General features: G+C 33.6%; 23 protein-coding genes and 1 pseudogene. 17 read left to right on the top strand and 7 right to left on the bottom strand.

The features are described from left to right. Nucleotides 1–172: 172 nt before the first annotated feature. A complete protein-coding gene (tet, locus tag BPMYX0001_RS12525; protein WP_006095187.1) occupies nt 173–2146 on the bottom strand; it encodes a tetracycline resistance ribosomal protection protein in 1974 nt (657 codons plus the stop codon). Between the two features lie 515 nt (nt 2147–2661). Here tet and BPMYX0001_RS12520 point away from each other — a divergent pair. From BPMYX0001_RS12520 to BPMYX0001_RS12510, 3 genes are read left to right on the top strand one after another with little or no spacing between them, the layout of a single operon-like run. After that, the gene (locus BPMYX0001_RS12520) at nt 2662–3090 is read left to right on the top strand and encodes a MarR family winged helix-turn-helix transcriptional regulator (RefSeq protein WP_003198290.1); all 429 of its coding nucleotides are present in this window, start codon (nt 2662–2664) and stop codon (nt 3088–3090) included. 30 nt (nt 3091–3120) lie between these two features. Next, the gene (locus tag BPMYX0001_RS12515; protein WP_006095186.1) at nt 3121–3759 is read left to right on the top strand and encodes a nitroreductase family protein; all 639 of its coding nucleotides are present in this window, start codon (nt 3121–3123) and stop codon (nt 3757–3759) included. A gap of 38 nt (nt 3760–3797) precedes the next feature. Continuing rightward, a complete protein-coding gene (locus BPMYX0001_RS12510; protein ID WP_006095185.1) occupies nt 3798–4097 on the top strand; it encodes a putative quinol monooxygenase in 300 nt (99 codons plus the stop codon). 56 nt (nt 4098–4153) lie between these two features. On the opposite strand, the gene BPMYX0001_RS12505 is transcribed toward BPMYX0001_RS12510, so the two are convergent. Genes BPMYX0001_RS12505 through BPMYX0001_RS12495 form a run of 3 tightly spaced genes read right to left on the bottom strand, consistent with a single transcriptional unit; the run spans nt 4154 to nt 7318 of the window. Then, the gene (locus BPMYX0001_RS12505) at nt 4154–5254 is read right to left on the bottom strand and encodes a DUF4018 domain-containing protein (RefSeq protein WP_033798949.1); all 1101 of its coding nucleotides are present in this window, start codon (nt 5252–5254) and stop codon (nt 4154–4156) included. Next, a complete protein-coding gene (locus BPMYX0001_RS12500; RefSeq protein ID WP_018780737.1) occupies nt 5229–6392 on the bottom strand; it encodes a DUF58 domain-containing protein in 1164 nt (387 codons plus the stop codon). The genes BPMYX0001_RS12505 and BPMYX0001_RS12500 overlap by 26 nt, the downstream gene beginning before the upstream one ends. Then, nucleotides 6389–7318 carry an AAA family ATPase gene (locus BPMYX0001_RS12495; RefSeq protein ID WP_006095182.1) on the bottom strand — a complete coding sequence of 310 codons (930 nt, stop codon included), beginning with the start codon at nt 7316–7318 and terminating at the stop codon, nt 6389–6391. The genes BPMYX0001_RS12500 and BPMYX0001_RS12495 overlap by 4 nt, the downstream gene beginning before the upstream one ends. 216 nt (nt 7319–7534) lie before the next feature. Between BPMYX0001_RS12495 and BPMYX0001_RS12490 the strand changes: the two genes are divergently transcribed. The 3 genes from BPMYX0001_RS12490 (at nt 7535) to BPMYX0001_RS12480 (ending at nt 10169) form a co-directional block, all read left to right on the top strand. Then, nucleotides 7535–7852, top strand: a complete 318-nt coding sequence (locus tag BPMYX0001_RS12490) for a PadR family transcriptional regulator (RefSeq protein WP_006095181.1) — start codon at nt 7535–7537, stop codon at nt 7850–7852. Nucleotides 7853–7859: 7 nt separating this feature from the next. Beyond that, a complete protein-coding gene (locus BPMYX0001_RS12485; protein WP_006095180.1) occupies nt 7860–8396 on the top strand; it encodes a DUF2812 domain-containing protein in 537 nt (178 codons plus the stop codon). Between the two features lie 387 nt (nt 8397–8783). After that, nucleotides 8784–10169: a VWA domain-containing protein gene (locus BPMYX0001_RS12480; RefSeq protein ID WP_050774407.1), complete on the top strand. Its 1386-nt coding sequence runs from the start codon at nt 8784–8786 to the stop codon at nt 10167–10169. Between the two features lie 78 nt (nt 10170–10247). On the opposite strand, the gene BPMYX0001_RS12475 is transcribed toward BPMYX0001_RS12480, so the two are convergent. Then, nucleotides 10248–10493, bottom strand: coding sequence for a hypothetical protein (locus BPMYX0001_RS12475; protein WP_003198313.1), 246 nt, complete (start codon nt 10491–10493; stop codon nt 10248–10250). 336 nt (nt 10494–10829) lie between these two features. On the opposite strand from BPMYX0001_RS12475, the gene BPMYX0001_RS12470 reads away from it, so the two are divergent. From BPMYX0001_RS12470 to BPMYX0001_RS12460, 3 genes are read left to right on the top strand one after another with little or no spacing between them, the layout of a single operon-like run. Then, the gene (locus BPMYX0001_RS12470; protein ID WP_006095177.1) at nt 10830–11213 is read left to right on the top strand and encodes a VOC family protein; all 384 of its coding nucleotides are present in this window, start codon (nt 10830–10832) and stop codon (nt 11211–11213) included. Nucleotides 11214–11227: 14 nt separating this feature from the next. Next, a complete protein-coding gene (locus tag BPMYX0001_RS12465; RefSeq protein WP_006095176.1) occupies nt 11228–11770 on the top strand; it encodes a GNAT family N-acetyltransferase in 543 nt (180 codons plus the stop codon). After that, nucleotides 11770–12351, top strand: a complete 582-nt coding sequence (locus tag BPMYX0001_RS12460) for a kinase (protein WP_006095175.1) — start codon at nt 11770–11772, stop codon at nt 12349–12351. The genes BPMYX0001_RS12465 and BPMYX0001_RS12460 overlap by 1 nt, the downstream gene beginning before the upstream one ends. Nucleotides 12352–12437: 86 nt before the next feature. Here BPMYX0001_RS12460 and BPMYX0001_RS12455 read toward each other — a convergent pair whose 3' ends face one another. Beyond that, nucleotides 12438–13028 carry a hypothetical protein gene (locus BPMYX0001_RS12455; RefSeq protein WP_003198335.1) on the bottom strand — a complete coding sequence of 197 codons (591 nt, stop codon included), beginning with the start codon at nt 13026–13028 and terminating at the stop codon, nt 12438–12440. 276 nt (nt 13029–13304) lie between these two features. Here BPMYX0001_RS12455 and BPMYX0001_RS12450 point away from each other — a divergent pair, with 276 nt between their 5' ends. From BPMYX0001_RS12450 to BPMYX0001_RS12430, 5 genes are all read left to right on the top strand, one after another. Beyond that, a complete protein-coding gene (locus BPMYX0001_RS12450) occupies nt 13305–14348 on the top strand; it encodes an ArsR/SmtB family transcription factor (protein ID WP_006095174.1) in 1044 nt (347 codons plus the stop codon). 96 nt (nt 14349–14444) lie between these two features. Then, nucleotides 14445–15662 carry an MFS transporter gene (locus BPMYX0001_RS12445; RefSeq protein WP_006095173.1) on the top strand — a complete coding sequence of 406 codons (1218 nt, stop codon included), beginning with the start codon at nt 14445–14447 and terminating at the stop codon, nt 15660–15662. An 83-nt stretch (nt 15663–15745) separates the two neighbouring features. Beyond that, nucleotides 15746–16072 carry an antibiotic biosynthesis monooxygenase family protein gene (locus BPMYX0001_RS12440; protein WP_033798948.1) on the top strand — a complete coding sequence of 109 codons (327 nt, stop codon included), beginning with the start codon at nt 15746–15748 and terminating at the stop codon, nt 16070–16072. A gap of 582 nt (nt 16073–16654) precedes the next feature. Then, entirely contained in the window at nt 16655–17179 is a 525-nt protein-coding gene (locus BPMYX0001_RS12435; protein WP_003198341.1) for an RNA polymerase sigma factor, read from the top strand. Continuing rightward, nucleotides 17176–18003, top strand: a complete 828-nt coding sequence (locus tag BPMYX0001_RS12430) for an SH3 domain-containing protein (RefSeq protein ID WP_018765771.1) — start codon at nt 17176–17178, stop codon at nt 18001–18003. The genes BPMYX0001_RS12435 and BPMYX0001_RS12430 overlap by 4 nt, the downstream gene beginning before the upstream one ends. A gap of 11 nt (nt 18004–18014) precedes the next feature. On the opposite strand, the pseudogene BPMYX0001_RS29435 reads toward BPMYX0001_RS12430, so the two are convergent. After that, nucleotides 18015–19794 (bottom strand): annotated as a pseudogene (locus BPMYX0001_RS29435) (peptidoglycan D,D-transpeptidase FtsI family protein). Nucleotides 19795–19938: 144 nt separating this feature from the next. Here BPMYX0001_RS29435 and bla point away from each other — a divergent pair. The 3 genes from bla to BPMYX0001_RS12410 form a co-directional block, all read left to right on the top strand. Further along, on the top strand, nt 19939–20727 hold the full coding sequence (gene bla, locus BPMYX0001_RS12420) for a subclass B1 metallo-beta-lactamase (protein WP_033798947.1): 789 nt from the start codon (nt 19939–19941) through the stop codon (nt 20725–20727). Between the two features lie 392 nt (nt 20728–21119). Beyond that, entirely contained in the window at nt 21120–23252 is a 2133-nt protein-coding gene (locus tag BPMYX0001_RS12415) for a peptidoglycan D,D-transpeptidase FtsI family protein (protein ID WP_006095169.1), read from the top strand. A gap of 427 nt (nt 23253–23679) precedes the next feature. Further along, nucleotides 23680–25629 (top strand): penicillin-binding transpeptidase domain-containing protein (locus BPMYX0001_RS12410; RefSeq protein ID WP_033798946.1); only part of this gene is annotated, 1950 nt, incomplete at its 3' end.

Here is a 25629-nt window from a genome sequence, read left to right as displayed (position 1 = left end):
GAACTGTCCGTAAAAGCCCGATTGGTTCAACTAATAATCAGTGGGGGATGGAGACCCCCCACTGATTAAAGTTTTACTTTATATGCTCAAGTTGATAAATTTGTTTTCTTTTAACAAATTAGTATAAAAGGAGGTTGATTATGGGAACAACAGAGCATGCTAGTATCTTCACTTAATAAGCACGAAGCACATGTAGTAAATAATCTTTTCGATTCAGTGGATTATAATCTACTCGTTTTCGCGACGGGAAATTTGATTCGATTTTACTATATCCGCAAGATCTAGCGATAAAAACACCTTCGCCTTCAGTGAAAGAATGTAGGCCGCGCTTAAAATTTTCCGTTTTGGCCATAGGCAGAGTTCCTGTTAAATAAAAGGAATTGTTATGCAGTACAGGGTCTTTAAAAGTAGCGTGTATTGCCGATAATTTATACATTGCTGTGCTAATTGAATTTGTTGGTACTGTTAATTCAAATTCATTTATTGGTTCGTATACATTTGTTCCAGCTTGCTTTAAAGCATCCATCAAGACAAGAGGTGTTAGTTTTCTAAAATCACCAGCTGTCGTTACGGGACTTGCATAACCGGTATGGGTTAATGTTACGGCAATGTCAGTGACTTCCCATCCATATAAGCCTTGTTTTAACGTTTGGAATACAGTGTCTTCAATGGCTTTATGAAATGCTAAAGGCAATGAGCCAAGCTCGACTTCTAAGTTATAAGTGATACCAGAACCTGGTGCACTAGGCTTCATGTGAAAACCAATTGTTGCATAGAAAGGGTTATTCTTTTCACCCATTATTTCTAGTGCATTTCCGATTCCAATTGGTTTTTCTATACATACAATTCTTGTGTCTGAGAAAGAAACATTTAAATTATATTTTTCCTGTAAAGTTGTTTCAATCACTTCTTTTTGAACTTCACCAAAAAGCCGAATATAGATTTCATTGTGAATATCATCTTTCACTACTTTTATAAGTGGATCTTCTTCTGAGAGTTCTACGAGTGCTTGATATAGGTTGTGATTTTCCCCTTTTGGCCGTGCTTCAATTGCAGCTTCCATTTGAGGTTCTGCAAAGTGAATATCTTTCATTTTATCTGACCATTCACCGATCACGTCACCGATTCTAATGTCGCTAAGCCCCCATACTTTACAAAACTCTCCCGTTCCAACAGTAGGGGATTGAATAGCACTTCCATTATGAAATATATGAAGCTTTTTGATTTTTTCTTTGTGTGAAAGGGTCTTTAAGTCACTTTGTTTTCGATTAATATCAACATATTTTCTTACGTGTAAACAGCCTGAGAATATTCGTACGTAAGCAATTTTTTCCCCGGTAAGTTCTCTTTCGATTTTAAAAATAATCCCAGATAAAGGTGTATTTATATCATTGTCACAATTATTTTTGGGAATCATTACTGAGATACCTTCGAGTAATTCAGTGATTCCTATTCCAGTCATTGCCGAACCGAAAAAGATTGGATATACAGTTGCATGCTGAATTTGATCCCATAATTCATTTCTTAAAGTGGCTGTAGTTAATACTTCGCCATTTACATAGGATTCAAGTAACGATTCATCATGTGTTGCTAGAAGTTCAATATATTCATCATATACATCAGCATGTACTTCATTTTGAATCATACATGCATCTTTTGTCCCTTCATTTTTCACTTTATATAATGGAAGTACTTGATTGGTAAGCATTTCCCGTATTTGTTGTATCACTTTAGTAGTTTGGGCACCACTCCGATCAATTTTATTGACGAATAGTATGGTCGGAATGCGCAGTTTCTGCAGAGTTCTCATTAAAATTTTGGTTTGTGCCTGAATGCCCTCAACTGCAGATATAACTAAAACGGCTCCATCTAGAACACGAAAAGATCGCTCCACTTCGGCAATAAAATCCGCATGGCCGGGTGTGTCAATTACATTTACCTTCAGATCATTTATAAAAAATGAAACGACAGATGCTTTAATTGTAATACCACGTTGCTTTTCTAACTCCATCGAATCTGTTTGTGTGCTTCCTTTATCTACTTGACCGATTTCCTGAATCACATTAGTTTCATAAAGAATACGCTCAGTCAAACTCGTCTTTCCAGCGTCTACATGCGCTACAATCCCTATATTTATTGTTTTCATGTATTAAAATCCTCATTTCGTTTTTCATGTTCATTTTCTCATTTCTTTTCGTAATAAATTGCCGCATTACAATCACTCTCCAGTCTTTCATGATATTTCTATTATAGGGAAATTTTCCTTATTTGTAATCTGGTGAAATACTTAATTTTGGAAAAATGGCAAGGTAAGATTACTAATGAGGTTGATATTAAAGTTTCACTTCTTATATACATGCGATTTATCATAATTACACATTTTTAAATGATTTGTGCACGAATACACGAATGAATGAAATGAACCATCACGTGTAATTGCAGAACAGGTGGGAATATTGTTAGAGAGAAATTTATAATTTAAGCGGAATGAATAAAACCTCTTTGTAAAAGGAAAGAGGTTTTATTTTTTTATGTAGGCAAAAAATAAATAAGTGAAAAACAAAATGGTTGCATTTAAAATTTTAATCGGGTATATTATTTGATGTATCAATTATTGATATGTCAAATAATTATGTGTTGCCTTTGCAAAGGAGGGGTAAATTGACAAATTCATGTTCAAAGGAAGCGATTATTTTATATAAATTACACTTTCTTAATAAAGAAGTGAGTTCAAAGTTTGAAGGTTGTACAGGTATGAGTCAATCTAGGCTTGAGCTTATACTTCAGTTATATGAAGTAGATGAAATTAGTCAAAAAGCACTTCAAAAAGAAGTGAATATTGATAATGCTGCGATTACAAGGCATTTAAAACAGCTTGAAGCAAATGGGATGATTACACGACGTAAAAATCCAGATGATAACAGGATTACTTTAGTCTCTCTTACGAAAGATGGACGAAATAAAATTCATGCCTTTCAAGAAGAGAAAGAGCGTTTTGCAGCTTCAGCGCTAAAAGGTTTAAGTGAAGAAGAGCGAGATAACCTTTTAAATATGTTAAATCGCATTGAAGCAAATATTCAGGAAATCTAAATATAAAATTGAAAAAGGGAGATTACATCTATGAATAACGTAACGAAAATCAATGATTTTACAGAAATTTTAACAGGACGTCGTTCAATTCGTAAATACGACCCAGCTGTGAAAATTAGTAAAGAAGAAATGACAGAAATTCTGACTGAAGCAACACTTGCACCATCTTCAGTAAATATGCAGCCTTGGCGTTTTCTTGTAATCGATAGTGAAGAAGGAAAAGCAACGCTTGCACCTCTTGCGAAATTCAATCAACTTCAAGTAGAAACATCTTCAGCAATGATCGCTGTATTTGGTGATTTACAAAACTTTGATAATGCAGAAGAGATTTATGGCACAGCGGTTGAACGTGGGCTTATGCCAGCTGAAGTGAAAAAAGCTCAAATGCAAAAGCTTTCTGCGTATTTCTCTTCAGTTTCACCAGAAGTAATGAAGGATACAGTATTAATTGATGGTGGCCTTGCATCAATGCAATTTATGCTGGCAGCTCGCGCTCATGGATATGACACATGTCCAATTGGTGGTTTTGAGAAGGACAAAATTGCAGAAGCTTTCGGATTAGATAAAGACCGTTATGTACCAGTTATGTTGATTTCAATTGGAAAAGCAGCTGATAGTGGATACAAATCAGTTCGTCTGCCGATTGATAAAATTGCTCAGTGGAAGTAATTTTATAAAGATACGTAGAATATGAGAGGGGAAGCACTATGATTATCATTCACGCAGTATTTCAAGTGGATCCAGCAAAACAACAAGCATTTTTAGAAGAAATTCAACCGTTGATTCATGGTTCAAGAGAAGAAAGTGGAAACGTATCATATGATTTATATAAAGATACTGAAAAAGAAAATGTATATACAATGGTAGAAGTTTGGCAAGATGCAGAAGCGGTTGCTAGCCACAATACGAGTGAACATTTTACTTCTTTTGTTAGTAAAGCAAATCAATTTTTGACAGCACCATTAGATGTTAAAGTTTACGATGGACAACAAGTGAATAATAAATAAGGATTTTAGCACGATAGGTAAAACCTCGATTACTCTAAAAGGGAGTTATCGAGGTTTTATTTTTTCTTCTTTTTTAACATCTTTTGATAGGTGTAAAGTTTATTTATCTCTTCTTTAAATTGCTGAAAGAGTGCAGTATTCTCTTGATCAGCATATCGTACGGCATTGTACGTTTCTATAATTGTATCGAATTGAATAGAGACATCTTCTTCTCTTTGAATCCGTTCCATCCATGCGTCAACTGTTTCACCACGAGTTCTGTTTAAAGGTGGTTTTAATTTCTTTTCTAGTTTGAAAATTTCTTTGCGAATGGCATTAGTAGGTGGACGTGTAATTCGTCTTTGTTTTTGTAAAATCCCCTCCTCTGTAATAGTTATGTTAGGGTTATAGAAGGAGATGTTTCCTAAATGAAATGATTTTCTTTTTTTGTAAAGCCTCCAAATTACAAATACGGCAAATAGACCGATCAAGGTAGCTGTAATGGATTGAGCAACAAAAGGGTTATAATTTTCACTTGGCGGTATGTCTGTACTGGAACCGCCTAGCTTTTCTATCGCGTCTGTAGCATCATTCGGATTTGTGATAGATAATAAAGCTTCAATGCCATATCCGAAACCAAGTGATACCCAGTATAAAAGATATGAGAGAACAATACGTATATAAGGGATCAACGGCAAGAATAAAAGGCTAGCTGTGCCTATTACTGCGATTGATATAAAACGAACTAATTTTTGATTTTTGTTATAGCTTGTAATCCAAAGCGACAGCAAAATAAACAGAGCGAATAGTCCGAGTTCCCATATAGAAGGCAGTTTCATCGCATGAAGAATAAAGGAGACAATGAACCATAAAAAGGCACCTAGCATTTTATGATATGGTGTAATATCTTCTCTTGCATGTACGATAAAAAAGAAAAACGGAAGTAAGATGGAACTGACAATAGAGAAAATAGAAAATGCGTAACAAAGTATAATTTGTACGAAAAAGAGAACAAGCAAGGCGGTTCGTTTATTAACCCTTATTTTATTGATGAAAATAATGCAAATAAAACTAATAGTCAGGAAGAGTACGATGTGAACAATTGCTCCTCGTTCTGTTAGCATACAAAGAAGGAGTAACAGGATAAAATCATTAATATAATGGAGCCAAGTTTTCAAGTTCTTCCACCGTCCCTTCATCAGTGATGAGATACGTTTGCTGCATCATATTTGGTAAATTAGCTTTTCTTATTCCGACAAAAAATAGTATTGAGGAACGCTCTTTTTTCCTATTCAAATAGTGCAGGAAACTTTCACGAGGGAGTAAAGTACTATCCTCTGAAATTCGGGCAAGTTCTTCTAATGCTTTCGCATATTGTACATGACCTTCATTTAATGCGAGATGTAAAGGGCCTTCTTCAGTGAATATGCTAACAAATAATTCAAAAGGAATATTTTTCTCTGTTGCAAATTGACATAAATACGTCGTGTAAGAAATAAGATCCTCGATATTTTCTTTCCAACCAAACCCACGATCTGCTCCTAAGCAAAGAGAAATTGTCCAGCTGTAATTTTTTATCGCTTCATATTGTTTCGCTTGTAAACTTTGCATTTTAGCAGATGCTTTCCAATGAATGGAGCGGAATGATTCTCTTTCATATTGTTTTATGCCAACAATAGAGGATTCATCATGAAAATAGGAAAAGTTTGTTTTATAAGTACCGATTGCCAATTGATGTATCTCCTGTAAACCTGCAACACGTTTTAACGTAGGGTAAACAATAATTTCAGTCTTCAATTTGTCTACAGTAGGTAGATGAACTTGAATGATATGAAATGGGTCACCTATAATGCATTCAAACTGCTCAATTTTAAAAACACCACGTTTTGTAGCGGTAAACGATAATTCCCATTTTTGTTCTGACTTTGCAGGTTGTGAAAATCGAAAGGAAAATAAAGTTTTAGATATTTGCTCAACGCCAGTAGTCGTATGTGGAACTAAGGTTGGGTTAATATGTAAAAAACAACTTCCATTTACTAAAGGAAGTTTTGCTTTATTTTGCAAATGAATCGATAAATTTCCTGTTTCATCGGGAAATAAACGTGATGTTTGTTTTTTATCGATAATTTGAAAGTGTCGATCTATATAAGCGGTATATCGATAAATAAAATAAGCAAACAAATAGTAAAACAAAAATGGAAAAACTAAAAATGAACTAGGTACATAGAAGGCTAGAAATAGAGCTACTGGAATTGTTAATTTAATAATATGATGCTGGAAAAATAATGGAACAGTTACGATGCGTGTATAATTCATGATTGCTCGATCTCCACAGGAACGTCTACGTCAGTTAAAATACTTTCAATTAACTTCTGTTTTGTTGTTCGCAGCGCACCCTCCATTGATAAAATGAGACGATGTTTCCATACGTAAGGAAGTAAGAATTGTATATCTTCAGGCGTACAGTATTCACGACCATGTAAAAAGGCCAATGCTTGTATCGCCCTGACTAAGGCAAGTGTTGCACGCGGGCTGACACCGTTGGCGATATAATCATGATTTCGTGTAGCATTGGCTAGTTGAATGATATAGTGCTCTAACGATTCAGATACGTATATTTCTTTTGCTTTTTGTTGTACTTGTAAAATTTCTTCTAAAGTTATAACGGGGCGAATGGCATCTAAAGGCTTGTTATTTCGAAAACGGCGCATCATTTTTAGTTCATCTTCTGGAGAAGGATAGCCAATTGAAATGGTCATTAAAAAACGATCTAGCTGTGCATCCGGAAGAGGAAAAGTCCCTTGTGATTCAATTGGATTTTGCGTTGCAATAACAAAGAAAGGTTTAGGAAGAGGCGTGGACTGTTTTTCGAGAGTTACTTGGCGCTCTTCCATTGCTTCTAATAAACTAGATTGTGTTCTAGGCATAGCCCGGTTTATTTCATCTGCTAGCAATATATTTGTCATGACTGGCCCAAATCTTAATTCAAATTCACTCGTTTTAGGATTGAAATATTCAATTCCTGTCACGTCACTCGGAAGTACATCGGGAGTGAATTGAACACGAGAAAATCCGCCGCCAATACTTTTTGCAATTGTCTTAGCGAGTAATGTTTTGCCAGTACCAGGCACATCCTCAAGTAACACATGACCATCAGCAAGTAATGAAACTAGGAGTAAATCAACCACGTTTTCTTTTCCGACGAAAACAGAGCTTATATTTTCTTTTAATTTATTTATCATAGGTATCATCCTTTCAAAAAGTAGGCAATTGTATTGTTATATTTTAACAAATTTTTCTGAAAATTAATATAATAATATTTTTGTATAGAATAAATATAAAATCTAAAAAAATAACTTCGTTTTTAGTTGTATTTATTTGGAATACGATATACAATATCGATATACGATGTATCGTGAGTCGATATATCATACATCGATGTATCGGAGGTAGTTATAATGAGTGTGAAAGCGCAGAAATATATTCCATTAACAGAGGCGACGTATTATATTTTGTTGTCATTAGTAAAGCCTATGCATGGTTATGGGATTATGCAGATGGTGGAAGAAATGACAAATGGGGAAGTAAAGCTCGGGCCTGGTACGTTATATGGGAACACGACAAAGTTATTGAAAGAAAAACTAATTGTAGAAGTAGCGTCTACAGATAGAAAGAAGTGTTACGTTTTAACTCCGTTAGGTAGAGACGTGTTAGAACTTGAATTTAAAAGGTTACAACGTTCTGTTCAAAATGGGGAAAATATTCTAGGGGAGTGAAGATAGTATGGAAATAAAGAAAACATTAAAATTTTTTGCGGCGTGGAACCTAGAAAAAGAAGAGGCGTATTTAAGAAAAATGCACCAAAAGGGCTGGGCATTCCAAAACTACAATTTTATGTACACATTTAAGAAAACGGAGCCGAAGGATGTTGTTTATAAAGCCGATTTCAAACTAGATAATCGAAACTCACAAATGAATCAAAAAGAATACATTGAAATATATGAGATGTCTGGCTGGAAGCATGTCACAAGCTTTACGAAATGGCACTATTTTTCTAAAGAAGTAACGGATGATAATGAATTACCTGATATTTATTCGGAAAAAGAAACAAAGATTGAAAAGCTTATGGATTTAATGAGATTTTTTGGAATTATCTTTGTCATTGAGATGCTAGGGATGTATTTGAATTACTTAGGACCTTCAGCAGCCAATAGTCCCATTTGGATAAAACTTGTGGTGGGGCTTTGCGGGTGTATAAATGTGTATGTATTTGTAAGGTTATTTTGGAAGATACGAAAATTTAAAAAAGAGGTTTTGTGAACGACTAGGTTCCAAAAAAGTACAGTTTCATTTCACTGAGTGTTACTTTGAACAGTTCCTGACGATTGTATATGACCATAGGATCCATTTATCCATCCATGCTACTACATATAATAATTGATTTGATTGTACTCGTTCGATTAGTTGTATTAAAAGGGGAAGTAATTTTACAGTGAGTTGAAAGAATAGATGAAGAATAAAATTAAAAACGTTACTTGGAAAACAAGTGGCGTTTTTATTGGTTTCAGAAAGAGTTGTAAGGAAATTTTATAGGAGTATATGTAATTTTGTTTTTTTTTTTTTGTTTTTCAGAAAGATAAGATTATTCTGTTATAATCATTCGTAAATGGGATTAATTGTATATGGATATAGTTAGGGGGAAGAAATGTGCAAAGGGTATATAAACTGACATTGATATGTATCATTTTTATCTTTTGTAATGCTTGTGGTACACAAACAGAAACAACGAAAACAGAGAACAAGAATGTAAGCCAGAAAGAAAGTAAGAAAATAGATAATGAAAAACAGGTTGTTCATTCTATTCCTGTTACATTTGAAGAAATGACGAAATATCCGAATGGAAAATATAACGGGAAGTATAAAGTGGGGTTATTGGACATATCGAAAGAATCGGAACCGATTATGAAAGAGGTAGCTCATGATACGGAAGAGAATGTAAAATCTGCCGATTTGAAGAATAAATCTAATAGTGAGCAAGCGGACTTATATGTACATACGATGTATAGCTTGTTAAAACAGGAGATTATACCATTTGATAAAATGCCATTACAAATTTTAGGAATAGGCAGAGTTGAGGATGAAGAAAAGAAAAGCAATGGAACAAAGGGAGAGCAAAAAAATAAAGAGGACAGGGGAAACTATAATATTGAAATACTATTAGATGCTAGTGGGAGTATGGCTGGTAAAATCGATGGAAAAATGAAGATGGATATTGCAAAAGAGGCAATTCAGCAATTTGTTTCTGATTTACCAGAGGCTGTTAATGTTTCGTTACGAGTATATGGACATAAAGGATCAAATGATGAGAAGGATAAAACGGCTTCATGCGGAGCAATTGAAAATGTATATACTTTACAAAAGTATAATCAAACAACGCTCCGTCAATCATTAGATGGGTTTCAGCCGGTAGGGTGGACACCGCTCGCTGAAGCAATTAAAAGATCTACAGAAACGTTCCAATCTGCAAAAGCAAATGATAAAAATATAATGTATGTTGTAAGTGATGGAGTGGAAACATGTGGAGGAAATCCAGTTGAAGAGGCTCAGAAAGTTTCGAATTCAAACATAAAACCTATTATGAATATTATTGGATTTCAAGTAGATCATGAAGCAGAAAAACAATTAAAAGAGATCGCGGAAGTAAGTAAGGGGAAATACGTACTAGCAAATAATGCAAAAGAGTTACAAGATCAGTTTAAAGAAACAGGAAAAGATATTACGAGTCGTAGATTAAAGGCTGGTGGAGCTCAAGTAGATTTAAATATGGCTAGCGTCAGTGATAAAATGAAACTTGATGAATATGAACGGAAAACGAAAGAAAATATAAGAAGCGTTCAGATTGCTATGAAGCATACAGTTACAATTCTACATAAAGACGAAAAAATGAGTCAACAATTAGCTGATGAAATAGAGAAAAGGATAAACGATTTAACTGAGAAGCAGGATAAACAAGTGGAAATGGCATATAGTCACTTCCAAGAAAAAATAAAAAAGCATTATGAAGAGATGAGTAGGTCGATTAAAAGCGAGTAATTGATAGATAATCCAAAAGGTAATGAGGGATTTTATGTTACCTTTTGGATTAGGAAATATGAATCAAGTTTCCAAGTGTTAGAATGATTGGTTTTGCGCAGGTTTAATAAATTGTTCTGGGTTCTCAACAAGCCCGCATACTGCACATTGGACACGATAGGAAGGTCCTTGATATGCCATATGAAAAGCATTCATTGTTTCGTTCGTATATTCTTCTTCAATTTGACCAGTTTGTGGATTTAATTTTACTGGTTTTATTTGCTGCTCAAGAATATTAAAGCGAGTGCGATTTGTTTTACAACTTGGGCAAAGCATTGGTTCCATATGTATACACCTCCATTTTTAGCATCTCTTTATATGAAGAAATTTATTCAAAAGCAAAAGTTATTGATGTACAAGCAATTATATTTAACCATCCCTGTAAAAAAAAGTTTCTCAACATAAATCGTTGATTATTATATTTAAAATTCAGAAAAGATAAAATATAATAAAAGTATGAACTGGTTATGTCCAAACCAATCTCCTGTTTTATGCCAATATGTTTGAGACCGAGAAATCGGTCTTCTTTTTTTTGTTTATAATTATGAATACTGTCATATAAACAAGGTTTTCTACGTCCTTTGTCGAATTTTTAGAAGAGAATTTGAAAGGGGGATTACAATGAACTTAAAAATGAAATATGTCATTTTATATGTGGAGCGATATGAAGAATGTCTTCGGTTTTATAAAGATCTTTTATGCTTACCGATAAAAGGCGAACATGGTACATACATTGAGTTTGATACCGGAGCAACAATTTTAGCGATGAATAGTAGAGAGGATGTACGAGAGTTAACGGGATTATCAATTCCAAAGGGTGAATCAGAATCCTCTAATTTTGAAATTGGATTTGTTGTGGAGGATGTTAACGAAACGATTTCGGGATTAAGAGAAGAAGGTGTAAAAGTATTAGTGGAGCCAATAACGAAACCATGGGGGCAAACCATTGCTTATGTGTCTGATCCAGATGGTAATTACATAGAAATTTGTAACTCATTAGAGTAGAGGGAGAAGAGAGAATGGGATTTCCAATCTTAGAAACTGAGCGTTTAAAATTACGGGAATTAACATTATTAGACGCTGAAACAATGTTTTATTATTTTGAGAAGGCATCTGTTATCCGTTACTTTGGTATGGACTCTTTTCAAAATACGGAACAAGTGAAAAATACGATTCAAACTTTTAGAAAAAGGTATGAAGAGGGAAATGTTTTACGCTGGGGGATAGAGCTAAAAGGAACAAATCAATTAATTGGTACATTTGGATTTCATTTAATCAATCCAAATCATAAGAGAGCCGAAATTGGCTATGAATTAGATGATACGTATTGGGGAAAAGGGTATGCATCTGAGGCTTTACAGGCAATTCTTACATATGGATTTGAAACACTACAGCTAATAAGGATTGCAGCAGTTGTTTATACAGAAAATGAGGCTTCACATCGATTACTGAAAAGAGCTGGTTTTCAGGAAGAAGGATTACTTCGAAAATATATGATTCAAAATGGTGTAGCTCATGATACTGTAATCTATTCATTATTAGAAGAAGAGTGGAAAAGATAATGAATTCAAACGAATTAGTAAAAGTGATTGCTGAAAATACAAGTAATCGTTTTATTCTAGGTATAGATGGTCTGAGTCGTTCGGGAAAAACAACATTAGTCAAGCAGCTAGAAGACGAATTGAAACAAAAAGATATTCCATTTCATATTTTTCATATTGATGATCATATTGTGGAGCGTAGCAAGCGCTATAATACGAAACATGAAGAATGGTATGAGTATTATCAACTACAATGGGATGTTGAATGGTTGCAACAGCATTTGTTTCATAAATTAAGAATGGCAAATCAGCTAAACATTCCGTTCTATGATCATCAAACGGATTTCTGTGAAATGAGAGAGCTAATCATACCTAATCCTTGTGTGATTGTAATTGAAGGAATATTTCTTCAGCGTAAAGAGTGGCGAGAATACTTTGATTACATGGTGTATTTGGATTGCCCAAGGGAACAAAGGTTTCTTCGTGAAAATGAAGAAACACAAAAGAATCTCCTAAAGTTTGAACATAGATATTGGAAAGCCGAGGATTTTTATTTGAAAACGGAATTTCCGAAGCAAAATGCTAATTTAGTTATAAAATGAATGTTCCTACCCATTCATAGATAATTATAATTGTTAAAAAGCTAGCAAAATGCTAGCTTTTTGTATTTCTAATATTTGTATCATTTTTAATACGACGTGACATAATACCAATTTTTCTCGATTTTTGTGATTTCTTTATATTCGCTATTAAAATCATTTTTGTTTGGTTTTATATCATTTGGTGTGTAAATAAACCCTGAAAAGTTATCTAATATACCACGATAAGTAAAAAAGAAAACTAAGGTACCATTTTTATTATGCTGTATAAGTACATCTCCACCGCCTTTTGAAGTAGCTGCAAATCGTTCAGGTAAATGAATTTGGCTACTATCATGATTAATATTAGGAGTTAACTCTTTGCGATTTATAAGTTCTACAACTTCTTTACGGTTTTCTTTGTAGAATATAAAATCTAGTTTTAGATAGATTAGTGTAAATGGTGTACATAGCCAAATAACTATTATCGTTATTTGAATAATAAAAGGTTTCCAACTTTTATATTTGATAACATGTATAATCGTAAGGATTAACATTACGAAAAACCATCCGTGAATTGCTATTGATAAAAACGGCATAGCAAATGGTGTAAGAAATTCTACTAAATACCATTGAAAAAAATGATAGAAAATAAGAATGAGACCACTTGTTATTGTAATTTTTGTTAAGTTTTTATTCATATTCTGTATGTCCTTTCCATCCTGAAAAATATATCATTTTAGTGGGAATGTTCCGAATTATTGTATTTCTATTATATTATAAATTAAATATGTAGTGCAAAAAAGGATAGATAAGGCATAAATGTTTTTGCCTTATCTATCCTTTTCTTGGTTTTATATAATGAGCAATATGTTAATTTACGAGTCTTTTTTGAAAAGTTTAAAATTCTAAAAATATAAAAGGATAAATTCGATATTTATAGAATTTAAAATAATAACAAAATAAGGAGGGATACAATGGAAGTATTGAATTTGACAAGTAGAAAAAAGGAGACATATGACGTTCAAATCAAGTATTCATTACTGTTTGAGTGTGCGCTCGGGATTGCGGCGATCACTCATAAAAGGCTGATTGATACGTTAGAAAAATCTCAAAGTGAGTGGGAGGAGATAAGACAATCATTATCAGCGGAAATGATAGAGCATTTACGTTTCGTAGAGAAACATAACACGTGGAAAGCGTTGTTACAGCTATTATATCGAGAGGATTTTATGAATTTATCTGAGTTTATTCAGTATATTAACTCGCTATCAGAGGAGGAACTAAAGTATATATGCATTCCATTTGTCGGCTATACATATCAAGAAAAAAGAAGGAAGGCAGCAAATGGAGAGATGAAAGCAGTTCAGGACTTAAAAGAGTTAACAAGTAGCAATCCATTTTTTCCTGCTTATATTGATTTCATCTGTAAAGCGGATATAAAAATGCTTAAAGAGCATTTCATTGCAGTGATGACAGGCTGGTATGAAGCTATTATTGAACCGGAAGCAGAAAAGCTATCACTTATACTAAAACAAGACTATGAAACGAAATGTAAAATGAACGAAAAGATGAATGCCGAAGAATTTGTTGAATGGGCAACAGGCGGTGTTACCTATTCTCCAGAGCCAAGTGTACATCATGTTCTTCTTATTCCACAATACACGTATCGACCTTGGAATATCGAAGCAGATATAGAAGATACAAAAATATTTCATTATCCAATCGCAAATGAAAGTATACATCCAGAAGATCCATATCAGCCAAGTTATTTTTTAGTTCATAAACATAAGGCTTTAGGTGATGAAGCAAGATTGAGAATTGTAAAATTGTTATTTGAAAAAGATCGTACATTGCAGGAGATAACGGAACAATTAAATCTTGGGAAGTCAACAATTCATCATCATTTGAAAATTTTAAGATCTGCGAAGTTAGTTGATATTCAAGATGCAAAGTATATTTTGAAAAAGAAAGCATTAGAGGCTATATCGAAAGAGTTGGAATTCTATTTAAATCATTAATTATAAATTTGTACATCAAAGGTAAAAGATAAAATACTTTTACTTTTATAGAATATGCACAATAGGAGGAGAACTGAAAAGAAAAGTTGGTGCAAAATGGGGAGAAATATTTTAAAAAATCGATCGTTTTTCTTTATGTGGATTGGTAGCGCGATTTCTGAATTAGGCGGTGCATTTGGTACCCTATGTAATTCCATTCTTATTTATCAATTAACGGGCTCGAAAATGGCCTTAGGAAGCATGTGGCTACTTTACTTTATCCCATCGCTTCTTTTACAGCTTGTCATCGGTCCTTTCATTGATAAGTGGAGCCGGAAATGGATTATGATTGTATCTCAGTGGACACGTGGGCTAGCTTTTTTACTCCCTCTATGTATGATAATCATTGGAAATATAGAAACATGGCATATTTGTGTTGTACAAATAATCGTGGGGCTTATCACCCCATTCTATGTACCAGCCAATCAAGCGATTACACCAACAATTGTATCAAGGGAAGAGCTACAAACAGCGAACGCTTATATTGATGGTATGGTTCGTCTTATGATGTTTTTAGCCCCTGTATTAGGGGGAATTGTTATTGAGTTTATAGGCGTAAAGCTAACTTTATTTTTCGTTTGTTTATTTCTATTTATAAGTGGTACTTTACTGTTATTTATACAGGAACATAGAGTAGCTCAAACTGTTCGTAAAAGTTGGTTAAAGCAATCTATTGAAGGATTTACCTATTATTTCAAACAACCCATTATCGTTTGGTTAGGTATTTTTCTCACATTTGTTCAATTTGGAGTCGGTGTAACGATGGTTATCAACCTTCCATATATAATAGATGAGCTTTCGGCAAGTTATGCTGATTATGGATATTTTATGGCAGGTTTTCCCCTTGGATATGTAATTGGCTCTATACTTGTTGGGAAAGTTCAGTATCATAGTCGACGTCTTCTCATGCTTGGGGCGCTATTGGTAGGAGGAATCACATATATTTCACTAGGCCTAAATCATAGCATCATTTTAGCAGTTATGATTGAAGTTGTAGCGGGCGTATGCATGGCGTTTTTTAATGTCCATAACACGACAATATGCCAGCAAACTGTGCCAAATGATATGATGGGGAAGGTATTTTCGGTACGCTTATTTTTAATAAGGGGTGCGATGCCACTAGGTGTTTTAGTTGGAGGAGTATTGAGTGAGATATGGGGAGTAAGAACGTTATATATATTAATTGGCTCTATCATATGTGTAACTTCTTTAGCTGGAATAGTCCTTCCGTATTTTAAATTTCTCAATGAATCGATTCGAGAAAAATCAGCTTGAAACGTTTTAATTGAAAATGATTATCGAAATCAATTATAATAAAACAATAATATATTTATTTGCATACAAAGGGAGTGGGATATATGTTTATCGAAACGAAAACAATTACAGTTAAAGAAGGAACTTCAGACCTTGTTGTTCAGCGTTTTTCTGGAGAAGGTATTATTGAAAAATTTGAAGGGTTTATCGACTTAAGTGTTCTTGTTGAAAAGGTGAGAAGAGGGGACGAAGAAGTCGTAGTTATGATTCGCTGGGAATCTGAAGAAGCATGGAAAAACTGGGAGACAAGTGAAGAGCATTTAGCAGGGCATAGAGCAAGTCGCGGAAAACCAAAACCGGATCATATTTTGAAATCGGAGCATGCGGTATATTATGTGAAATCATCGAAATCTGCTTATCAGCAGTCTTAATCAAAAAAGGAAATAAATTTTGTGAAATATAAGACATGGAGTGTCATAAAGTTTTTTAATATCAATGTTTTGTTTATAATATATGAAAAAAGTACATCACACATAGTGGTGTACTTTTTTATTCACTTGGTATGTGTAAATGTGTAAACAAACACGAATAATATTAAACATGTAAACAACATGAGAGAAAATCCTTTGGAGACTCAATCTTAACTTGCCGTTGATAGGGTATTACCAGTATTTTTGAAAAGATAAGTTAAGCTAAATAGACATGAAATGATAATTTTATCCACATATCGTGTGAATGTACATATCTCCACATGATACAACCTGTTGGACGGCAATGGTAGATTCTATACAAGGAATTGGATATATGAGCACTTGAAAAAGAGAAGCAATTCGTATGTCAAATGTTAAAAGATTGCATACAAGTATCTTGGAATTTTGATGACAGAACTCTTTCGTATGATTTTCAATAGAAAATGGAACAAAAGAAACTTTTATCTTGTCTATATAAGGGAGTCAATTATAAAACATGAGGAAAGGTGTTTATGCTTATGCAAATAAGCTTGAGGTGTTGAGATGGAACATAAGGTTATTGAAAATTGCAATCATGATGAAATTGATAATGTTATAAGAGAACATTGGCAAGACGTATGGAATTATTCATTCATTATTACAAAAGATACACATTTATCAGATGATATAACGCAAGAGGTGTTTATAAAAGTATTTAAAAAGTGGGATTCATTTCGGAATGAGTCCTCTGTTAAGACATGGTTATTAAAAATTACAAGGAATACAGCTTTAAATTATTTAAAGTCCTCCTATTTTAAGAGGATTTCTTTAGTAAGTTTTTTTCGACATGATAAGGAATATCCGTCAGCAGAAAAACAATTTTTACAAAAAGAAACTATGAATGAAGTTTGGGACACCGTATTAAATTTGCCCCAAAAACATCGTGAAGTATTAATACTAGATGCAAAATATGAATTATCTTATGATGAAATTGCTGAAACATTAGGCGTGTCTATTGGAACTGTGAAATCTAGGCTACATCGCGCTCGTGCACGAGTTTCAAAAATATTATCGGAGGATGAATTATGAACAATGATAGAAAGCCGGATTGGTATAAAGAATTAAAAGGTGGGCCTATGAAACAGCCTCAAGACGAAGAGGAATTTATTTATAAAATAAAACAATCTATATACCAAAATAGGGAGGAAGGTTTCCCTAAAATTAGAAGGCCATTTCGTATAAAGACATTCACTGTTGCAGCTGTTCTAGTTTTTACGGCTGTGCTGTTTAACTTTCAACAATTCTGGTTTGGAAAAAATGAACCGCCTGTGCAAAGTAGCACTCAAATTGAAGTTAAGATGAAAGATGAATCTAATCAAGATCAATCACTAAAACAATTTATGGATGAATTAAATCAAAACACAAGCTTAAAAAATAAGAACGATTTATATAGAGTATTGGATGAAGAATTTGTTTTTAAGGGAGAAAAGTATAGTAAAAATGAATGGAAGTTTGATGATGATATTTTTCATGATTTACAAGTAGCTCTTGCAATGGGGGGAGAATTTGTGAATGATACGAAAACATTATATAAGATACCAAGTGGATTGGCAGAAAGTAACCAAACGAAGCAAGAACGTTATTTATATGCTACTGTTGTTGGTGAAGAAACAAAAATTTTAACTCAACCAAAACATGATTCACGCGTTTTATATCGGGTATCTAACGAAACTGTAAAAGCATGGATTCCGGAGAAAGTGAAGAATGATGGATATATAAAAATAACTACAATGAATGGTTATACTGGCTACGTAAAAGAAGACCATGTATCAATAGATATCCAGTATTCTTTCATTTTTGAAAAACAAAATGATGGTATGTGGAAAATAAAGAGTATAGATTCTATATGGTAAAAGAGAAAGGTTCACTTTATTGAACCTTTCTCTTTATTTTTTATTCTCTTTTTGGAGAGTATCCCACTCCTTTAAAATTTCCGCTGCAACAAGTGCTGCACTATTTCTTTCAGAATTACCACCAGGAATAATGACAGAAATAGCAATATGCGGATTTTTAGTAGGGGCATATGAAATAAATAGAGAATGATTTATAACTTTCTCTTGTTCATTCGGCGAACCTGTTATTCCCGTTTTACCAGCAACGTCAAAGGGTAAGTTTTTAATTTCTTGTATGTTTTGACTCATTCCACTTTGTAAAACATTCCAGAATCTTGAAGGATAACGATTTGAACTTTCTAAAATTGGTTTAAATTCTTTTGTTTTTTTATCACCGTTTTCCATAATTGCATTCACGATTTGAGGTTTGTATTTGTCCCCTTTATTTGCAAGAGCAGCCGCATATTGAGCGAGTTGGAGAGTAGTGTGTACTTCATTTGCGCCCCAAGAAGCATTCAATAAAGCAGAAATCCCACTTTCAAAATTACTAGATGCATGTAACTTATATTGTCCTTCTTCTTCAAAGGGCAAATCAATCCCAGTTTTGGAGCGAAGACCGAATTGTTTTAAATAACTCGTCCACACGGTTGCCACTTTTTCTAAATTTCCATTATTTTGATTGAATAGTGGAATTGCTACTTTTGCTGTCATAAATGTATTTGATGAGTTAATGATAGCTTGACTCGGTGTAATTTCACCAGTTGGAGTTCCAGCAGCATTGGTGATGTTATTTTGATTATTATACTGAAAGCGACCTTTATCTAAATATGTATCTTCAGGCTGAAAAAGCTTTTCGTTTAACCCAATTAATATAGTAAGCGGCTTTATAGTTGATGCCATATTTACATAGGAATCACCATACTTTAATTTTTGGATTGTTTTATTTTGAGCAAGTAATTGGATGTTTTCTTTTTCAGACGATGATAAAGGTGTATTGAATATATTTGGATCAAAAACTGGCGAGTTAGCCATAGTTAATATTTCTCCTGTTTTAACATCTATCACCACAGCATAACCAGCAGTAGCATCAGGGGTTTTCTGAATTTGGGATCTTAGTGCTTTTTCAGTTTTTTGCTGAAGTTTATAGTCTAGTGCTAGCTGAATATCTTTTCCTCTTTGAGGACTTTGTATGTTCCATAAGAACTTTTTATTTTTTATTTTAAAAGTGAGAGTTTTTCCTGGTTTCCCTTTTAAATCGTTTTCATATTGAAGTTCAATTCCGTTTTTACCAACAGGAACATAATTAGAATCCGAGTTATTTTTTTCATAGTCAACATACCCAATTACTTGTGAAGCAATTTCATGATGTGGATAAACACGTATCCACTCATTTTTTACTTTTATATTTTTGAAGCTGTTTTCGTTTATAAATGCGAATTCTTTATCATTTAAGTTTGCATGTAATCGTATTTCATTTTTATCATGATGTTTACAAGATTTTTGTAATTGTGAATTTATATCATCTACTGAAATCTTATGGTTAAACTTGGATGAAAACTGATTTAGAAAACTTGATATCTTCGCTACTTCTTGATCGGCTGGACAATCAATATTATAGACATAATACAAAGATTTTACTTTTTTATTTGTGGCTAGTATGACTCCATTTTGGTCAATAATTTTTCCCCTTTCAGCTGCAGAAGTTTTGATAGTAAACGAAATAAAACTCGTTTTGAATAAAAACATCAAAATAACTCCTAAAATGAATAAAACTGCTAAAATTATCCACCTCTTTGATTTTTTATGTAACATAAAATCCTCCCTTACCCAGATTCTATTCTATATTAAAATTTATTATTTTTTTTGTAAATGTGGGAACAACTTTATCATTTGGATTGTCTATTAAGTGTAGTAGCGCTTTTAGAGAAGTAAGCTGCTAGGAAAGGAGCAATGAAAATGAAAAAGAAACTGATATTAAAAGTAGGTCTATGCGCAAGTATATTAGGGATTAGCCAATTTGCCAGTTCAATATTTCCAGTACAAGCTGCCGAAAAAGTAGAGCAAATAAAAAATAAAGATCAAGAGAAAGATGTATCCATTTCACAATTGTATCCAAAGGTCTGGATGCATACAAGCATTGGAGTGGTAAATGGAACACGTATTCCTGCAAATGGTTTAATTCTTGAAACGTCTAAAGGACTAGTACTAATTGATACACCTTGGAATGATGATCTTACAGATCAACTGCTTCAAATACTAAAAAAGCAATTTCCTACAAAAGAGGTCACAGGAGCAATTGTGACTCATGCTCATGACGATCGTATAGGAGGAATTAAAACGCTGACTAAAAAAGGCGTCAAGGTACACAGTACGGCTTTAACTGCTGATTTAGCAGAGAAACAAGGTTTTGATAAGCCTCTTGGAGACTTGAAGAAACGCGATAATATGCGATTTGGTGATATAAACGTGGAAACATTTTATCCAGGAAAAGGACATACACAAGATAACATAACAGTATGGTTACCAAAGTATAAAATCCTATTTGGAGGATGTTTAATAAAATCACTAGATACGCAAGAGATTGTACAAACTCCAGGTTCATATGTATCTAATTGGTCAAAGGCAATTAAAAAAGTAGAAAAGAAATACAGCGATATAAATATTATTGTACCAGGACATGGAGATCCCGGAGATAGTCGTTTATTTACTCATACGTTGAACTTGTTAAAAAATAATGAAAATTAATAGGGTGTGACGGCCACGTAATATAGAGGAATAGCCTAATTTTTGTTTTAGATATATTAATAAAAAATAAGGGGAACTGCTTATGATTGAATGCAGTTTCTCTTATTATTTATCCCGCATTAACGGGTAGTAAGCCCCTCGCCTTAAGAGATAGAGAGAAACGAGGAAGAGAGGTGAGGGCTAACCATCAGTGAGGGATGAAGAAAACGCCCACTGATGGAAGTTTCACTTTATGTAAATAGAGGAACGATTCCATTTTCATCTATTCAATTTATTAATTGAATGAACCGCTACCTTTTAGTTTTCTTTGTATAAAGATCGAATAACACATATGCGTGAATTTGTATATGAAACTGTAATCTGAATGAAACTCATTAAAAAATGGAGGATATATGAAAAAGCAAACAGGAAAGAAGCAGAAGACATCGATATCTATCCGATTAAACATCCTATTTTTCTGCGTATTTATACTATTTTCGGCTATTATTTTTCAGCTAGGAAAAGTACAAATTGTTGATGGAGAGACCTATAAAAATCAAGTAGAAAAAAATGAAAATGCAACAACGAGTATACCAGTTCCCCGTGGGAAAATTTATGATCGAGAAGGGAAACAGGTTGTTGATAATAGAGCACTTCGTACGATTACGTATACAAGATTGAAGGGGGTAAGCTCTGAAGACATTTTAAAAACTGCAAAAGATATTGCAAATATACTTGAAATATCAGAAGAAGAAATAAATAAATTAACGGAAGTAGATAAAAAAGATTTTTGGATGCAATTAAATAAAAAGCGTGCTAAAGCAAAGATCACGAAGCAAGAAGAGGAAAAATTTAGAGAAAAGGGTATAGAAGGGAAAGAGTTAGACAAAAGAATCGAAGAGTTAAGACGAAAACGCATTACAGAAGAAGAATTAGGAGAGCTCACGCCACAAGACTTACAAGTGTTAGTTATTAAAAGTAAAATGAGTTCTGGTTATCAAATGACACCACAAGTTATAAAAAAAGACGTGACAGAGCAAGAGTATACGAGGATAAGTGAAAATTTAGCAAAATTCCCAGGGATAGATGCGACAGTTGATTGGGAACGAAACTATGTAAATGGTGATTTATTCCGTTCGGTATTAGGTAATATAACAAGTGCTGAAGAAGGGTTGCCAAAAGAACACTTAGATTCTTATTTGGTCCGCGGATATAATCGGAACGATCGCGTGGGGAAAAGCTATATTGAACAGCGATATGAAGATGTATTACATGGAACAAAAGAAGAAGTTAAAAATAATATTGATAAAGCAGGAAATGTTGTTCAAACGGAAACAGTCTCTAAAGGAAAAAGTGGTAACAATTTAACTTTAACAATTGATATGGAGTTACAAAAGAAAGTAGAAGAAAGTATAGAAAAAAATTTAAAAGCTTTTAAGAGTTCTGAACCATTAATGGATCGTGCTTTTGTTGTCATGATGGATCCAAAAACTGGACAACTTTTATCTATGGCTGGTAAGAGATTTGTAGAAAAAGATGGGAAAGTAGAAGTAGAAGATTTTGCATTAGGTAACATGGTAACTTCTTATGAGTTAGGATCAGCTGTAAAAGGTGCTACTTTATTAACTGGATACCAAACAGGAGCTATACAACCAGGGACTCAATTTTATGATGCACCTATGAAGTTTAAAGGTACGAGAGTTAAAAAATCATGGAATGTATCTGGATTTGGGAATATTAATGATTTAAGAGCTTTACAAGTATCATCTAATGTATACATGTTTCATACAGCGTTACAAATAGCTGGAGTGAATTATGTACCAAATAGTTCATTGGATATTAAACAAGCAGCATTTGATACAATGCGTTATTATTTTAAACAATTTGGTTTAGGGGTTCCAACAGGAATTAATTTACCGAATGAAATAACTGGACAAACAAGACAAAAAGATAGCCAACCTGGATTTTTATTAGATTTTTCTATTGGACAGTATGATACGTATACACCACTACAATTGGCACAATATATTTCAACCATTGCAAATGATGGATACCGAATGCAACCTCAAATTGTCCAAGAGATTCGAGAACAAACAACAAAAAAAGAAGAAATTGGAAAAGTTGTACAATCTATAGAACCTGTTGTGTTAAATCGAGTGGATGTGAAATCGGAATATATTGATCGAGTAAAAGAAGGGTTTAGATGGGTATTTCAAGAAGGCGATGGAACTGGTGTGAAATATTTCCAAAAGGCTCCATATAAACCAGCTGGGAAAACAGGAACAGCTCAGACAGTATATGGAGGAGATAGTAAAATTGGAAGGAATGAGAAGGGAGAACGTATTGAGTGTTACAATTTAACATTAGTTGGATATGCTCCATATGATAATCCAGAAATAGCATTTTCTGTAGTAGTCCCTTGGGTTCACAATGATAAAGGCGGTATTAATTCATTAATTGGAAAGGATATATTAGATATATACTTTGACTTGAAAAAGCAACGTATGAATGGTGAAACTACTAATATAGTGAATCCTAATCAGTAATAGTGAAATTTCGTTCTCTGTAGGGAAGGTAATGATTACTAGGATCCAAGTTATATTGTTTATCCAGTTATTCGCGGGCAGTAAGACTCTCACCTCAAATTTCGGCGAAAGCAAACAAGTTTAGGTGGGACTCAATTGCCCGTGAAATCCTGGATAGAGCGGGCTTATTAAGGTTGTACTTTATATTAAGAAGCTTTTTGAATAAAAGAATTAAGGTGAATTTGTGGAATAGCAGCTAGTATAGTTGCTATTTCACAGGTTTTTAATAATAACTTTGTTACCAAGATATAGAACATTATTAAATCTCAGGTTCATATTAATCAGTAGAAAACGAGCGGATGTACACTATTTATAGCAAGTTACTCATGTAAAAAGGATTATAAGAATTATTTAAGCTATTTTGATTTATTTAAAGGAGAAGTTTGAATTGAAAAAAATATGGATACTACTTTTCTTTTGTTTCACATTTATATTGGTAGGATGCAATAAAGGCGAAACTTCAGAACAAGCATTTGAAACATATATAAAATTATGGAATGACAAAAAATTTGCAGATATGTATGATCAACTGTCAAAACACGCAAAAGAATCCATTTCAAAAAAAGAATTTACAGAGAAAAATGAAAAAATTTACGAAGGTATTGGAGTTGAGAATTTAAAAATTAAAAGAGAGAAAGTAAGTAAAGATAAAAAGGAAAGTAAGGTCATTCTTTTTACCGTAAGTATGGATACAGCAGGAGGAGAAATTTCTTTTTCACATGAAGCAACACTTGTGAAAGAAAAAGATGGAGATAAGAAGTCTTGGAAAATAAATTGGACCCCAGACTTTATCTTTCCAGGGATGAAAAAAAATTATAAAGTCCGTCTGCAGACAGAGCAAGGAAAACGCGGTGAAATATATGATCGAAATGGAAAAGGGCTTGTAGTGAATGGAAAGGCAACTGAGGTTGGAATTATTCCAGAAAAATTAGGAGATACTGCAACACAAACGAAAGAAACAATAGCGCAATTACTTAATATGTCTATCGAAGAAGTCGATCAGAAGCTTACAGCGAAATGGATTAAACCAGATTCCTATGTACCAATTGGTATTTTACCAGAAGGACGAACACAAAGTGATTATATTTCGTTGGAAGGTGTTTCGTCTCGTCCGGTAAAAGTCCGTACATATCCATTAGGGGAAGCGGCAGCACACTTAACGGGATATATAGGAGAAGTAAATGCAGAAGAGTTAAAATTGCTTCAGAAAAAAGGATATCAAGCGGATGATTTAGTAGGTAAGACAGGATTAGAAAAAGTCTTAGAAAATAAATTGCGCGGTGAAAAGGGTGGACGCGTATTTATGGAAGATGAGAACGGAAAAGAGATTAAAAACTTAGCAAAAACAGAAGCAAGGGATGGAGAGAATGTTACATTAACAATTGATGCCTCAATTCAAGAAAAAATCTATAATGAAATGAAAAATGAGGCAGGATCTAGTGCAGCGATTAATCCAAAGACGGGTGAAACAATTGCCCTTGTAAGTAGTCCAGCTTATAATCCAAATATAATAGTTAGAGGGGCATCAAAAGCGCAACGTGAAGTATGGAATAATGATTTGAAAAATCCAATGATAAACCGTTTCACACAGGCAGTTGTACCAGGATCTGTATTTAAAACAATTACAGGGGCAATCGGTTTGGAAGCAAACGTTATAAATCCAACGGAAGAGTTTAAAATTGAAGGATTAAAGTGGACAAAAGATTCATCATGGGGAAATTATTATGTAACACGTGTGAAAGATGCTAGTCCAATTGATTTCGATAAGGCAATGAAGTACTCTGACAATATTTATTTTGCACAACAAGCTTTAAAAATAGGAAAAGATCAGTATGAAAGCATGCTTAAGAAGTTCGGATTTCATGAAAAATTGCCGATTGAATACGAATTTCCTATTTCAATCATTGCAAAAGATGGGATAAAAAACGATATTCAACTGGCAGATACAGGATACGGTCAAGGACAAGTATTAATGACACCTCTTCATTTAGCTTTAACATATGCACCGATTGTAAATGAAGGGAATATTCCATCTCCACATCTGATACAAAAAGAAGTGAAGAATTGGAAAGAGAATGTGATTTCTAAAGAAAGTCAAAGAATATTAAAAAGTGCGTTAATAAAAGTAATTAATGATTCCGATGGTGCCGGGAAAATTGCTAGGATTGATGATATGACTCTTGCTGGTAAAACAGGTACGGCAGAACTAAAAGAATCAAAAGAAGCAGATGGAAAAGAACTCGGATGGTTTGCAGCTTTCGATGCAAATGCGCCGGATATGATTGTTACAATGATGATTGAAGATGTGAAAGGAAGAGGGGGGAGTAATGTTCCAGGT

The organism is Bacillus pseudomycoides DSM 12442 (genome assembly GCF_000161455.1).
Taxonomy (GTDB): Bacteria; Bacillota; Bacilli; order Bacillales; family Bacillaceae_G; genus Bacillus_A; species Bacillus_A pseudomycoides.
The sequence above is the reverse complement of the archived record's forward strand: the minus strand, read 5'-3'. Positions and strand labels throughout refer to the sequence as shown.